10 protein-coding genes are annotated in these 12,433 nt (G+C 69.7%); 6 read left to right on the forward strand and 4 right to left on the reverse strand.

The window, feature by feature from the left end; genetic code table 11:
* Window positions 1-164: 164 nt before the first annotated feature.
* The 4 genes from ABR737_RS42955 to ABR737_RS42970 all read left to right on the forward strand — a co-directional run bounded on the left by ABR737_RS42955 (window position 165) and on the right by ABR737_RS42970 (window position 4,466).
* Window positions 165-857: a right-handed parallel beta-helix repeat-containing protein gene (locus tag ABR737_RS42955; protein WP_350256571.1), complete on the forward strand. Its 693-nt coding sequence runs from the start codon at window positions 165-167 to the stop codon at window positions 855-857.
* Window positions 858-978: 121 nt separating this feature from the next.
* The gene (locus ABR737_RS42960; protein WP_350256572.1) at window positions 979-1,731 is read left to right on the forward strand and encodes an IPT/TIG domain-containing protein; all 753 of its coding nucleotides are present in this window, start codon (window positions 979-981) and stop codon (window positions 1,729-1,731) included.
* Window positions 1,732-1,902: 171 nt separating this feature from the next.
* Window positions 1,903-3,720, forward strand: coding sequence for a beta strand repeat-containing protein (locus ABR737_RS42965; RefSeq protein WP_350256573.1), 1,818 nt, complete (start codon window positions 1,903-1,905; stop codon window positions 3,718-3,720).
* Between the two features lie 113 nt (window positions 3,721-3,833).
* Window positions 3,834-4,466: a GNAT family N-acetyltransferase gene (locus tag ABR737_RS42970; protein ID WP_350256574.1), complete on the forward strand. Its 633-nt coding sequence runs from the start codon at window positions 3,834-3,836 to the stop codon at window positions 4,464-4,466.
* Here the strand turns inward: ABR737_RS42970 and ABR737_RS42975 are convergent.
* Window positions 4,454-5,041 (reverse strand): metal-dependent phosphohydrolase, encoded by a 588-nt coding sequence (locus ABR737_RS42975; RefSeq protein WP_350256575.1) that lies wholly within the window; start codon window positions 5,039-5,041, stop codon window positions 4,454-4,456. The genes ABR737_RS42970 and ABR737_RS42975 overlap by 13 nt on opposite strands.
* Window positions 5,042-5,412: 371 nt before the next feature.
* Here ABR737_RS42975 and ABR737_RS42980 point away from each other — a divergent pair, with 371 nt between their 5' ends.
* On the forward strand, window positions 5,413-5,979 hold the full coding sequence (locus ABR737_RS42980; RefSeq protein ID WP_350256576.1) for a GNAT family N-acetyltransferase: 567 nt from the start codon (window positions 5,413-5,415) through the stop codon (window positions 5,977-5,979).
* Between the two features lie 106 nt (window positions 5,980-6,085).
* Here the strand turns inward: ABR737_RS42980 and ABR737_RS42985 are convergent, their stop codons facing one another.
* The 3 genes from ABR737_RS42985 to ABR737_RS42995 all read right to left on the reverse strand — a co-directional run bounded on the left by ABR737_RS42985 (window position 6,086) and on the right by ABR737_RS42995 (window position 10,082).
* Complete coding sequence (locus tag ABR737_RS42985; protein WP_350256577.1) at window positions 6,086-7,591, reverse strand: SufS family cysteine desulfurase; 1,506 nt, start codon at window positions 7,589-7,591, stop codon at window positions 6,086-6,088.
* A gap of 127 nt (window positions 7,592-7,718) precedes the next feature.
* On the reverse strand, window positions 7,719-9,101 hold the full coding sequence (locus ABR737_RS42990; RefSeq protein WP_350256578.1) for a family 2B encapsulin nanocompartment shell protein: 1,383 nt from the start codon (window positions 9,099-9,101) through the stop codon (window positions 7,719-7,721).
* A 588-nt stretch (window positions 9,102-9,689) separates the two neighbouring features.
* Window positions 9,690-10,082, reverse strand: coding sequence for a peptidase inhibitor family I36 protein (locus tag ABR737_RS42995; RefSeq protein WP_350256579.1), 393 nt, complete (start codon window positions 10,080-10,082; stop codon window positions 9,690-9,692).
* A 675-nt stretch (window positions 10,083-10,757) separates the two neighbouring features.
* Here ABR737_RS42995 and putP point away from each other — a divergent pair.
* A complete protein-coding gene (putP, locus tag ABR737_RS43000) occupies window positions 10,758-12,260 on the forward strand; it encodes a sodium/proline symporter PutP (protein WP_350256580.1) in 1,503 nt (500 codons plus the stop codon).
* Window positions 12,261-12,433: the final 173 nt, after the last annotated feature.

The following is a 12,433-nucleotide window of genomic DNA, read 5'->3' on the forward strand; positions in this document are numbered from 1 at the left end:
CAGCCGGCCTACCTCGACCACACACCCACGTGAGGGCAGGCGGCGGTGCAGCACTGGCACCGCGACGGATGCCCTCCCGGGCAGAGGCGTGAAGACACCAGGCAGGTGCCGTTCGTCGGCATCGGCTGGTGCGGCGGCTCACATCACCTCTTCCTGGGGACGTCATGCGAACTGTCCGTACATTGCGCTCCATCCTCGGTGTCTGCGCCCTGACCGTGGCGCTGACCGCCGGGCTGGTCGCGGTCCCGAACGAGGCACACGCCCAGACGCCTGTGCTGTGCAGCGAAACCTCGCTGGTCAATGCGATCACGGAGGCCAACGCTGCCGACGGGGGCACCCTGGCACTGGTCCCGTTCTGCACCTACCAAATCACCAGCGCGCACGGCACCGGACCCACCGGACCGGTGGGGCTTCCGCCCATCACCACGTCGATCACCCTGGTGGGAATGGGCGTCACCATCGCCCGTGACCCGGGCGCCCCGGCCTTCCGGGTCCTCCAGGTCCAAGGGGCCGCGAACGTGCCCGGCACCAAAGGCCAGTTGAGCATGGTGGGGGTCACCGTACGCGGCGGCAGTGCCGTGTCTCCCTGGCCGGGAGGCGGCATCTCGAACCTGGGGGGCACGGTCTCCCTGCTCACCAGCGCCGTCACCGGCAACACCGCCGTTGCCGGGGGCGGAATCTACAACGACAACGGTGCCGTGTCGCTGACCGCCAGCTCCGTCACCGGAAACACCGCCACCTCCAGCGGCGGCGGCATCTACGTCAACTCCGGGGGTGTGACCCTGCTGGGCACCACCGTGAGCGGCAACACCCCGGACAACTGTGCTCCGTCAGGCAGCGTCATCGGCTGCACCTGACGGCCGGCCGGCGCCTCGGCCACCACGCATCACGCAGCCCATCCCGACACCGGCGGCGCACACGGCCGCCCGGTCTCGGCTGATCACTCCCACTCACACACTCCACCGAAGGAGCTTCGCCATGCCCATCTCTCCCAGTCAGGGTTCGACCGGAGGCGGGACCACCGTCAGCATCACCGGTACCAACCTCGGCGGCGCCACTGCCGTGCACTTCGGCTCCAAGACAGCCACCATCACCGGTAACACCCCCACCTCGGTCACCGTCATCAGCCCGTCGGGCAGCGGAACGGTTCCGGTGACCGTGACCACCCCCGGCGGAACCAGCAACCCGCTGTCGTTCTTCTACGTAGGCGCGCCCTTCAAGTCCAGCATCTCTCCGGTAACCGGCGTCACCGCCGGCGGCAACACCGTCACCATCAACGGCACCGGCCTGACCACCGCCAGCGCGGTGAACTTCGGTGCCGTCACGGCGACCCCGACCGTGGTCAACGACGGCCAGCTGACCGTCGCCGTGCCGGCGGGCACGGGCCCCGGACCGGTCAGCGTCAGCGTCACCACCGCGGGCGGAACCAACAACGGCCTGTCCTACACCTACGTCGACGCCCCGACCGTCACCACACTGAACCCCAACTCCGGCCCGGCCAGCGGCGGAACCGTGGTGACCCTCACCGGCACCAACCTCAGCAGCACCCAGTCGGTCGTCTTCGGCGCCACGCCCGCACCGTTCACCGTCATCAGCGACACCACTGTTTCCGTCGTCACCCCGCCCACGCCGGACGGTTCCCCCGGCCCCGCCGCTGTCACCGTGACCACCACTGGTGGCGTTGCCACCGCCCCGGTCGACTTCACCTACCTGGCCGGCCCCGGCATCTGACCGGAACCCCGAGCCACTGACGGCCCGGTCCCCGGATCAGGCCACCGAACCACCCGTCCGGACAGGGTGCGCCCAGCCCTGCCCGGTCCTCACCCAGCTCACTGACAAGCCTCGGCCCGGCGCTTCTCCTCGGCGGCCGGCCGGGGCTCACGCTCTCGAAGGACCATGGCCGTGAATCGCTCAGCAGAACCGCCAACCGCTTCCGCCGCGCAGACGTCGGCCGCAGCCACACCCGCAGTCCTCTCCGTCTCTCCCGCCTCGGGTGCCTCCGCGGGCGGCACCATCGTGACGATCACCGGCACCGGCTTCACCGGTGCCACCGCCGTGCGCTTCGGTGCCACACCGACGTCGCAGTTCACCGTCGTCTCCGACACCCAGATCACCGCCACCACGCCGCTCGGCACCGGCACGGTGCAGGTCACCGTCACCACCCCCAGCGGCATCAGCAACCAGTTCGTCACCTTCTCCTACGTCGCCACCCCCGCGCCGGTCTTGACGTCGGTGGTTCCTGCTTCGGGTCCGTCGTCGGGTGGTACGTCGGTGACGTTGACGGGTTCGGGTTTTACGGGTGCGTCGGTGGTGCGGTTCGGTGCGGTGTCGGCTTCGTTTGTGGTCAACTCCGCTACGCAGATCACGGCGACGGCGCCTGCGGGGTCGGGCACGGTGCAGGTCACCGTGGTCGGGCCGGGCGGTACGAGCAACGGTGTGCCGTTCACCTACACCACGGTCTCCGCGCCGGTCTTGACGTCGGTGGTTCCTGCTTCGGGTCCGTCGTCGGGTGGTACGTCGGTGACGTTGACGGGTTCGGGTTTTACGGGTGCGTCGGTGGTGCGGTTCGGTGCGGTGTCGGCTTCGTTTGTGGTCAACTCCGCTACGCAGATCACGGCGACGGCGCCTGCGGGGTCGGGCACGGTGCAGGTCACCGTGGTCGGGCCGGGCGGTACGAGCAACGGTGTGCCGTTCACCTACACCACGGTCTCCGCGCCGGTCCTGACCTCCGTGACCCCGTCTTCGGGCCCTCCGGCCGGGGGCACCACGGTCACTCTCGCCGGCACGGGCCTGGCCACCACCAGCTCCGTACGGTTCGGTGCCACGGCGGCAACCTCCTTCACCGTCGTCTCCGACACCCACGTCACCGCCGTCGCCCCTGCCGGGACCGGCACGGTGCAGGTCACCGTCACCACCCCGGGCGGCACCAGCAACGGCGTCTCCTACACCTACGCCGTGACGCCCGCCCTGAGCGGCGTCAGTCCCCACCAAGGGCCCACGTCCGGCGGGAACACCGTCACACTCACCGGCGCCAACCTCACCGGAACGACCGCGGTCACCTTCGGCACCACCCCCGCGACCTCTTTCACGGTGCTGTCCCCGACCCAGATCTCCGCCGTGGTCCCCGCGGCCACCGCGGGCCCGGTCGACATCACCGTGACCACCCCGGGCGGCGCCAGCACCCTCCAGAGTGCCTACTTCTACGTCAGTACGCCGGTCCTCACCGGTGTTGCCCCGCCCTCGGGACCGCTCTCGGGCGGGAACACCGTCACGCTCACCGGTGTCCACCTCGTCGAAGCCACCGCGGTGCGCTTCGGGACGACCGCGGCAACCACATTCACGGTGGTCTCGGACACTCAGATCACCGCCGTGGTTCCGCCCGGAGGCGCCGGTCCGGTCGACGTCACCGTGAGCACAGCAGGGGGAACGAGCAACGGGATCTCCTACACCTACCTGGCGGCACCGGTCGTCACGACCGTGGTCCCGAATCAGGGGCCCACCGCCGGTGGCATCACCCTCACTCTCACCGGCACCGGCTTCGCCCAGGCAACCCAGGTGCTCATCGGCACCGACCCCGCGGGGTTCACCGTCGTCTCCGACAACCACATCGTCGTCGACGCCCTGCCCGGTCCCGCCGGCCCGGTCGACGTCACCGTCACCAGCCCCGGCGGTACCAGTACACCGAAGACCTACACGCGGGTGGCCTCACCCGGGATCTGAGGCGTGCAAGCCGCGCGCAGCCCGGGACGCGGAATGAAAAATGCCGCGTCACCACCCTTCGAGCCAAAGTAAGATGCCCTATCGAATATCACCACTTACTTCGGGAGGGCTTGATGGTTCCGGATCTGGTCAGGATCTGGGCGTCCGGCTGGGCCGTTTCACGGCGCACGCCCCGGCCGGTCGAGCATCCGTGGGGGCTGTATATCGAGGTGGGCAAGCCCGACCAGGTGGGGCGCCATGTACTGCCCCACGCCGATGAGCCCTCGGTACGCCGGGCCGCCGCCGCGGTGACGGTGCCGCACACCTGGCTCAAGGTACCCATGGAACCCGTGGATGTGGGGCACTGGCTGCCGCAGGGCTGGGTGGTGGACAAGGACGAGGCAGGACATCTGATGGCCGTGGACCTGCAGGTCACCGACCCAGTGGTGCCCCAGGGCTACACCGCGGCCGTGGAGACCGGCGACGGCCTCATCCACGTCCGGCTACGGGATGCTGCGGGCGACCCGGCCGCCGACGGGCAGATGGCCGTCCTCGGGCGGGCCACGGTCATCGACCGCGTCACGACCGAGGAGCGGCACCGCCGCCGCGGCCTGGGCAACTTCGTGATGCGTACGCTCGCCGACCGTGCCGTGGCCGAGGGCGCGGACCTCGGCATTCTGGGCGCGACCGACGAGGGCCGCGCACTCTACGAAACGCTGGGCTGGAAGGTGCACGCCCCGCTGGCGGCATGCATTTACCGGCCCTGATACTGGGTTCGGGCAGTCACCCGCTCGACGCGGTGCCGCCACTGCTCCAGGCCCGCCACCCGAAGGCCCACGACCTTCCCCGCGTCATCGGCGTGGCGCAGCGCGACGGCCGCGAGGAAGTCGGGATGTGCCTCGAACGCGGCCTGCTCCTCAGGCGTCATCGGGCCGCCCTGGAGGGCGAGGGTACGGGTGCTCTCCGGGGACAGCCCGGTCGCATGCTCCGCGTCCGTCGCCGCGAGGTATCGCTTGGCAGGGATGTGGAGCGCGACCAGCCGTGCGACCTGCGCGCCCAGCAGGCCGGCGACGGCCGCGGCGGCGTGCTCGCCGTGCCGTGCCTCGTCCCCGGGAACCAGGTGGTGGCCGATGTCGTGCACCAGACCCGCGACCTGAAGCTCCTCGTCGTGCGGGTGCCGCAGTGCCAGAACGGCCGCTACCTGAAGGCCGTGGTCGAGGATGTCCACCGGGTCGCCCGACCGGTCCGGCGTGTCCCAGACGTCCTCGCAGTTGGCCAGCATGCCCATCGGCCCGTCCACGGAGAGCGGTTGCTGATTCCCTCTGCCTGCCGGTTCGTTCATCGCCTAGTCCTCGCCCTGCCTGCTTACGTCCTTGTGTGACTTGCCTGCCTGCCTGCCTGCCTTCGCAACTCGCGGCACAGGAATCTGCCGTATGCGGTTGTCCACGAGGTGTACGCGAGCCGTCCGGGCGGGGGCCCGTCGCGCCCGCCGCACACGGAGAGGAGCGACCCATGCCGGCACCTCCTGCGCTGCACGAGCGTCCCGGGCGTCCCGGGTGTCCCAGGCCCCGGGGCGGCACGGAGAGGTGGCGCATGCCGCTGTGGGACGATTCCGGGCGCAGCGCAGCGCACGGGCGACGACGGCACAGCCACTCGTCCGGTCAGGCGCGCACGACAACAGGCTGACATGGCAGTGAGACGGGGAAGAATCAGATGTTCGCGAGATCGCTGGGCGACGACGGTGCGGAGCTGCGGCCACTGGAGCCGTGGCATGCCGGGGAGTACCTCGCCCATATGGACCGGGGCCGCGAGTACATCGGCCGCTCCATCGGGCTGGCGGACCGCGCCACCGATCTCGCCTCCGCCACGGCGTTCTTGCAGTCCTACGCGGACAAGGCGGCTGCCGACACCGGCCGGCTCTACGGAATCTGGGCGGACGGTGTGCTCGTCGGCGGCGTCCTGTTCAGGACATTCGACACCGAGTCCGGCAACTGCGAGGTCGGCTGCTGGCTGGAGGAGGCGGCCGCCGGGCGCGGTCTGATCACGCGCGCGATCCGGGTGCTCATCGACTGGGCGGTCGGGGAACGTGGGATGCACCGTGTGGAGTGGATCGCGTCCTCCTCCAACACCGCAAGCATCAACGTCGCCAAGCGGCTCGGCATGGTGCGGGAGGGAGTGCTACGGGAGAGCAACCCCTACCGCGGTGTACGTCACGACATGGAGATCTGGTCGGTCCTGGCCCGGGACTGGCCCACACAGCGCGCGTCCGGCGGCCGGTGACCTCCGCCGGCCGGAGCCCCGGTGCAGGCCAGGGCCCCGGCGCCGGCGTTGCCATCCGGGTCGCCGACCGGCAGGATGGCCGGCAACCCGGACGGACGGAGTGGGGTCAGGCGGTCTGCTGCAACCGGTGCAGCGATGCCACCAGTTTGTCCACCTCCTCGGATGTGTTGTAGAGCGCGAGTGACGCACGCGCCGCGCTCTCCAGGCCGTAGTGGGCCAGCGCCGGTTGGGCGCAGTGGTGGCCGGCCCGGATGGCGATGCCGTCGCGGTCCAGCCACTCGGCGATCGTGGACGGGGCGTGGCCGGCGAGGGTGAAGGTCAGTACCGCGATTCTGTCGGGCGCGGAGCCCAGCAGCTCAAGGCCGGGGACCGTGGCCAGGGCCTGCTGTGCGTACGCCATCAGCGAGGTCTCGTAGGCGGCGATGGCGTCCCGGTCGAAGGAGGTCAGCCAGTTCAGCGCGGACAGCAGACCGACCACGCCGGAGATGTGCCCGGTTCCGGCCTCGAGGAGGTGCGGTACGGGGGCGTAGGTGGTGCGGTGGAAGCTGACCGAATCGATCATGTTGCCGCCGCCCTGCCACGGCGCCATGTCCCGCAGGACCTCCGGCTTCGCGTACAGAGCGCCGATGCCCGTCGGGGCGAACAGCTTGTGGCCGGAGAACACATAGAAGTCGGCGTCCAGGTCCTGCACATCGACCGGGAAGTGCGCCACCGCCTGGGCCCCGTCCACCAGAACCTTGGCGCCGTACCGGTGGGCGAGCGCGGTCATCTCGCGCACCGGCGGGACGGTGCCGAGCACATTCGACGCCTGGCTTACGGCGACGAGTTGCGTACGCATGGAGAGCAGATCGGCGTACGCGTGGAGATCGATCTGACCGTCCGGCTGGAGGGGTACGGGTACCACCCGGGCACGGGTTTCCTTGGCGATCAACTGCCAGGGAACGATATTCGAGTGGTGCTCCAGTACAGGCACCAGGATGTCGTCCCCGGGGCCGAGGTTGGCCCGCCCCCAGCTCTGGGCGACGAGGTTGATCGCCTCGGTGGTGCCGCGTACGAAGACGATGTCGTCGGGTGACGGTGCGCCCAGGAACCGGGCGACCGCCGCCCGGCCCGCTTCGTAGGCCTCGGTGGCTTCCCGGGCCATGGTGTGCGCACCACGGTGGATGTTGGAGTTGGCGGATCCGTAGAAGCCGGCCAGTGTCTCGATCACCTGGCGTGGCTTCTGTGTGGTGGCCCCGTTGTCCAGCCAGACCAAGGGGTGCCCGTTCACGGTCCGGTGCAGGATCGGGAAGTCCCGGCGGGCCATCTCGGGCGAGAAGGCGACGTGTTGGCCGGGGAGGCCGGTGGGTTGTACGGGCTGGGTGGCGGCGGCTTGCACGGGCTGGGTGGTGGTGGGGTGTATGGGTTGGTCGGTGGATGGGATGGCGGCGGCCGGATCGGCGCTGACCGTGGCGGTGCTGGTCGGGACGGCGGCGGTCGGAGCGGTGCTGACCGGACCGGCGGCGAGCGGGGCAGTGCTGACCGGCCCAGCGGCGGCCGGAGCAGCGGCGGTCGTAGCAGCGGTGACCGGATCCGCGGGCACGTCCGTGCCCGCGCCCGCGCCCGTGCTCATGGCCGACGCTGCAGCCAGTGCCGTGGCCAGCGCCGCAGTCAGTGCCGTGGCCGGATCGGCGGATGTCAGGCCGTCGGCCGGGGGGCTCGCGGGGGGAGCCGTGTGCGGCCACCGGCTCCCGGTAACGTCAGGAATAGTCATGGAAGTTGGAGACCTCGACGTTCTGGAGTACGGCGAGCGCATCCTCCACCAGTACCGCGGTGTTGAAGTACGCCGTCATCAGGTACGACGTGACGCCCTTCTGGTCGACACCCATGTTCCGCATCGACAGGCCGGGTTCCACCTCGTCCTCGACCTTCGCGGGACGCAGACCCACCACGCCCTGCTCCGCCTCACCGGTGCGCATCAGCAGGATCTCGGTGGTGCCGACGCCGGCACTGCCGGAGAACCGCACCTTGTCGGAGGGGAGCAGCGGCACGCCGCGCCAGGTCAGCAGCGGACTGCCGAAGCGGTTGTCGATCACCGGGGGCACGCCCCGGCGCGTACATTCCCGGCCGAATGCGGCGATGGCCCTGGGGTGGGCGAGGAAGTAGCCGGGCTGCTTCCAGACCCTGGTGAGCAGTTCGTCCAGGTCGTCGGGGGTCGGGGAACCGGTGCGCGCCTGCACCCGCTGCCCGGGGGCCACATTGTTGAAGAGGCCGAATTCCGGGTGGTTGAGCAGCGAGGCCTCCTGCCGCTCACGCAGGGCGTGCACGGTGAGGTTGGACTGGGCGCGAGTCTGGTCGATGGGCCCGTTGTAGAGGTCGGAGACCCGGGTGTGGACGCGCAGCACCGTCTGGGCGAGGGTCATGTGGTACTCGCGGGGTGTGTCCTCGTAGTCGACGAACGTCATGGGGAGTTCCGGTTCGCCGACGTGCCCGGCGCTGAGATCGACCGGTACCTCGGCGCCCGGCAGGACGCCGTCGGCCGAGAGGTAGGCATCCATCGCTCCCCGCACTGCCGTGTTCCGGTCGCACAGCCCGGTGAGCACGCTGCGTTCGAGGCACAGGGCCACGCCGGGGGTGAGCGCCCGGATGCGGTACGGCAGGGGCTCGGAGCGGGTCCAGGCATCGAGATCGAAGAACTGGCCGTCACCGATCACTTCGAGTACGGCGTCCTCGCCGTAGCGTCCGCTGACCCGCTTTTCGGCACGTCCCTGGGCGATGACCCACAGCTTGTCGTGCGCCTCACCGTCCTGGGCCAGCATTTCTCCGGCCTCGAAGGTGACTTCCGTGAAGGAGCCCGCAAGTTCGGAGAGCAGTGCGTCGTCGGCGTCCCGCAGGTACGGAAGTTCCCGCAGATCCCCCGGAATGACGCGGGGCGAACCACCATCGTTGTGAGTGCTGATGCGGTCGTCGCCGAGGACGTAGGTACGGCGGCGGTTGACGCGGAAGACACCCGATTCGACATCCACCCATGGCAGGGCGCGGAGCAGATAGCGCGGGGTGATACCGCGCATCTGCGGGCTGGTCTTGGTGGTGGTCGCCAGTTGCCGTGCCGCATCCGGGCTGAGACTCGTCTGGTCGTTCATCACAGGACCTCCTCGACGACAGGCGTGTCAGGTGGCCGGAACCCGGCCGAGCGACACGCGGGAATCTGATCGTGTTGTCGAAGCCCGCCACCCGCAACCAACCGTTTGACGGCGTTAGGCCGGAAATATTCGCTGTATGAACTTCGCAATTGCGGATATATGTACGATAGTTTGGCCGTGAGGTGCCGCTATGGTGCGCGCCCATTCCGGGATCTTCGGAGTCGAGGCGCCCCGGTCGCTTTCCTCTGCCGCTCGCCGTACCGGATATGCGACGTGATTTGCTCTCATAACAGTCCTTGGCGAATCCTCAAGGATGGCTTATGCAGGGGGAGTTGGTGCTCTTCGGCGCCGCGTCAAACCACTCCGGGGCTCTTCTTTCCGTGGTTTCCGAGGGCGCGTCGGCGGTGGCGTGGCCCTGCGGCGCGGGCCGGGTTCTGTGCGCGTCACCGGTGCGAGCGCAGTGCGTCAGCCGCGGCGGTGCGCAGGGGGTACACGGTGCTCCGAAGGTGTCCCGAGAAGATGCAGGAGCCGCCCTCCCCGGGGCGACGGCCCACGGGAAAGGCGGCTCCTGTGCCGTGCCGGTTCCCCCTACTGGGGCTTGAAGGAACGGATCTGGTAGCTGCCCTGCAGGTTGCCGCCCGCGCCGGAGGGTGTGGACCCGACGCGCGCGTGGTAGTTGGTCTGCGTGTAGTACTGCACGCGGTGCCGGGTGTTGTTCCATACGGAGCGGACATTCTGTCCCCGCTGGATGAAGGAGCAGTTGTCGGCGGTGTTCGCCTTACTGGACTGCGACCACTGGCAACGGGTTCCCCCGCCGTTCCAGTCGCTGTAGATGCAGAAGTAGCCGGAAGTGCAGTGGAAGGCCGCCGGGCGGGCGGACGCCGTGGGGGCCGCGGTCGCGGTGGGTGCGGTCCCCAGAGCGGCTGTCAGGGCGGCGGTCAGGGCGGCAGCGGCGACGGCGAACGAGCGGAGACGGCGCATGGGAAGAACTCCTTTTCCTCGATTTTTCCTCGGTGGTGGCCGGCGAGGGGCAGGGTCGCCGCGGACCGGCCGGGAAGGTCGCGTACGAGCAGGGAAGGCAGGCCACGCCGGGCCGGAGGGGCAACGGGTGGCCGGGCCGTGAAGCGTCATCAGTATGGTTCGCAGCCGTGCTGCCGACTCAGGGCATTTCTGGCCTCACCAGGGCCTGTTGGAGCGCGACGGCGTAGGTACCGGGCGTACGCCGCACGTACCTCCGCTCACACGCGGAGCGCACTCACGCGAAGAGAGCACTCACGCGAAGACTTCACGCGCACTCGGTTCGCAGCCGGTCGGCCAGCCGGCCAGTCCCGCCCGGCAGCTACCGGGCGGGGCTTGCCGAAGCCCCGCCCCGTTGGCCCGGATCGCCGGGCTCATGGGCAGCTGACGGGTTTGGTGTGTTGTGGGCAGGGGTGCCCGGGTTTGGCTCCGGTGGCCGGGCCGCCTCAGGTCTGTGGGGGCCTTTGATTGCAAGGGACATCCGTCCCAAGGGGTGCCGCTCCCGATGACTGCTCCGTATTGTCAGCTCGCGCCGGAGCCTTCCCGTCCGGAAGCTCGTGGAGGGATGCCCTCCGGGCCCGCGATACCTGGCAGCGCCTGCACCGAGGAGCAGTGGTGACACCCCTGATCGTACCGGTCATGATCGTATTTGGAATATTCCTGCTCGCCATGGTGACCGTGGGTATCTGGACGTACCAGGACACGCTGACGTTCTCCGACTTCGCGCTGGGCGGGCGCCGGTTGAGTGCACCACTGGCGGCCCTGTCCGCGGGCGCCAGTGATATGTCCGGCTGGCTGTTCCTGGGTCTGCCCGGGGCCGTATACGCGGCCGGGATCGGCGCCTCGTGGATTGCCGTCGGCCTGGCCGTCGGTACGTATCTCAACTGGCGCCTGGTCGCACCGCGGTTGCGTACCTACACCGAGCTGGCCGGCGACGCCAAGACGCTGTCGGCGTACCTGGAGGAGCGGTTCGAGGACGGCAGCAGGATGCTGCGTCTGGTCTCGGCAACCGTCATCGTCGTCTTCTTCACCGTCTACGTGGCCAGCGGCCTCCTGGCCGGGGGAGTGCTGTTCGAGGAAATCTTCGGTGGCGGTTTCGAATTCGCGCTCACCGTCTTCGCCGTGGTGATCGTCGTCTACACCGTCCTGGGCGGCTTCCGCGCGGTGAGTGTGACGCACTCGGTACAGGCCACGGTGATGTTCTGCGCGGCCGTCGCGCTCCCCGTGATCGGTATCGGGCTGCTCGGGGGATTCGGCGCGATGCACAGGCTGCTCGCCCACAAGACGCCGTCCCTGCTGGACATGGGCGCCAAGGCCCACTTCGACGGCGCCCGGTGGACGTCCGGTGAGCCGCTGGGCGCGGTGGCCGTCATCTCCCTGCTCGCCTGGGGTCTGGGCTATTTCGGGCAGCCGCACATCCTGGCCCGCTTCATGAGCATCCGCAGCACCCGTGACATCCCGTTGGCCCGCCGTATCGGTGTGGGCTGGGTGGTCGTCTGTCTGGCGGGTGCCTCGCTCGTGGGCCTGGTCGGGATCGCGGCCCTCAACCAGCCGCTGGACAACCCTGAGACCGTCTTCATCGAGCTCTGCGCCCAGTTGGTCAATCCGTGGGTCGCCGGCATCCTGCTGGTCGCCGTGCTCGCCGCGATCAAGTCCACCGCGGACAGCCAGCTGTTGGTCTCGGCGATGGCCCTCACCGAGGACTTCTACCGGGCCTTCGTCAAGCGGCGGGCCTCGGACGCGTCGATGGTACTGGCGGCTCGTGTGACGGTCGTGGCCGTGGCGCTGGTGGCCTACGTCATCGCACTCAGCGGCGGTGCCGTACTGGATATCGTCGCCTACGCCTGGGCGGGCTTCGGCGCCGCCTTCGGCCCGGTCATCCTGCTGTCGCTCTACTGGCCGCGTATGACCCGGGCCGGGGCGATGGCCGGCATCGTGACGGGTGCGGTCACCGTCGTCATGTGGAAGCAGATCGACCCGCTCCTCGGGCCGCTCCGCTCGGGCATCTACGAGATGGTGCCCGGTGTGCTCGCGGCCACCGCGGCGGCGCTGGTCTTCGGGAAGTTCGTCGGCCGCCCTCCGCGCCGCACCTGGTCGGGCCCCATGGAGAAGCGGGCCGCCGCTACGGTGCCGGCCGGCTGAGCCCGCGAGGGCTGGGGAGGCTGAGCCCGCAGGGCCGGGGGCGGCCGGGCGCGGTGCCTGGTTCCTGCGGCCCGGCCCCACGGGACTCACGGGCCCCACCGGCCCAACGGCCGTACAGTCCCACCGGCCGCACCGCCCACCGCCGAACGTTCCCCGGTCGCACCCGTCCCGCC

Source organism: Streptomyces sp. Edi2 (assembly GCF_040253635.1).
Taxonomy (GTDB): Bacteria; Actinomycetota; Actinomycetes; order Streptomycetales; family Streptomycetaceae; genus Streptomyces.

What these genes read in the sequence shown, in the direction of transcription:
- ABR737_RS42990 (WP_350256578.1), bottom strand. Translation starts at nt 9,101, where the DNA reads ATGAACGACCAGACGAGTCTCAGCCCGGATGCGGCACGGCAACTGGCG.
- ABR737_RS42970 (WP_350256574.1), top strand. Translation starts at nt 3,834, where the DNA reads ATGGTTCCGGATCTGGTCAGGATCTGGGCGTCCGGCTGGGCCGTTTCA.
- ABR737_RS42955 (WP_350256571.1), top strand. Translation starts at nt 165, where the DNA reads ATGCGAACTGTCCGTACATTGCGCTCCATCCTCGGTGTCTGCGCCCTG.
- ABR737_RS42975 (WP_350256575.1), bottom strand. Translation starts at nt 5,041, where the DNA reads ATGAACGAACCGGCAGGCAGAGGGAATCAGCAACCGCTCTCCGTGGAC.
- ABR737_RS42960 (WP_350256572.1), top strand. Translation starts at nt 979, where the DNA reads ATGCCCATCTCTCCCAGTCAGGGTTCGACCGGAGGCGGGACCACCGTC.
- putP (WP_350256580.1), top strand. Translation starts at nt 10,758, where the DNA reads ATGATCGTATTTGGAATATTCCTGCTCGCCATGGTGACCGTGGGTATC.
- ABR737_RS42995 (WP_350256579.1), bottom strand. Translation starts at nt 10,082, where the DNA reads ATGCGCCGTCTCCGCTCGTTCGCCGTCGCCGCTGCCGCCCTGACCGCC.
- ABR737_RS42985 (WP_350256577.1), bottom strand. Translation starts at nt 7,591, where the DNA reads ATGAGCACGGGCGCGGGCGCGGGCACGGACGTGCCCGCGGATCCGGTC.
- ABR737_RS42980 (WP_350256576.1), top strand. Translation starts at nt 5,413, where the DNA reads ATGTTCGCGAGATCGCTGGGCGACGACGGTGCGGAGCTGCGGCCACTG.